Source organism: Candidatus Pelagibacter communis, assembly GCF_001179945.1.
Lineage (GTDB): Bacteria > Pseudomonadota > Alphaproteobacteria > Pelagibacterales > Pelagibacteraceae > Pelagilacustribacter > Pelagilacustribacter ubique_A.
Window position 1 is genome coordinate 1 of sequence record NZ_CVSG01000031.1, and the last position, 696, is coordinate 696.

The 696-nt window shown below is 34.3% G+C and carries 1 protein-coding gene; it reads right to left on the reverse strand.

From position 1 onward, the window contains the following. Positions 1-696 (reverse strand): tripartite tricarboxylate transporter permease (locus AMN78_RS00920; protein WP_179850584.1); only part of this gene is annotated, 696 nt, incomplete at both ends.

Sequence of the window (696 nt, forward strand, 5' to 3'; positions counted from 1 at the left end):
GGTCAACATTATTATTAATGTTAAAGGCCTATCCCATAAAAACGTCCATGACCCGTCACTAATTAATAGAGATCTTCTTAAATTTTCTTCCATTAAACCTCCAAGAACGAATGCTAGAATAAGAGGCGGCATTGGAAAATTGTATAAACGTAGCACAGTTGCTATAACTGCAATCCCAATCATCATATAGATATCAAAATTATTAAAAGACATTAAATATACTCCAGTCAGTGAAAAGAATAAAATTAAAGGAATTAAAAAAGTTCTTGGCGTTGCTAAAACTCTGGCAATATAAGGAATTAAAGGAAGATTTAGTATTAAAAGAACAACCATTCCTATGTACATAGACATAATCACAGACCAAAAAATCTCTGGATTTGTTTGATATAATCTTGGACCTGGTTGAATACCAAATCCTAATAAAGCTCCAAGCATAACTGCAGTGGTACCGCTTCCAGGAATACCTAATGTTAGTAAAGGAACAAATGAACCAGAGCATGCAGCGTTGTTAGCAGTTTCTGGGGCAGCTATACCATTTACACTACCTTTACCAAATTTTTGCTTTTCCTCATCATTGACAAAGTTTCTTTCCATACCATAAGCTAAGAAAGATGCAATTGTTGCGCCTGCACCTGGCAAAACTCCAATTATAAATCCTAAAACAGATGATCTCGGAATTGTACTAACCATTTTTTT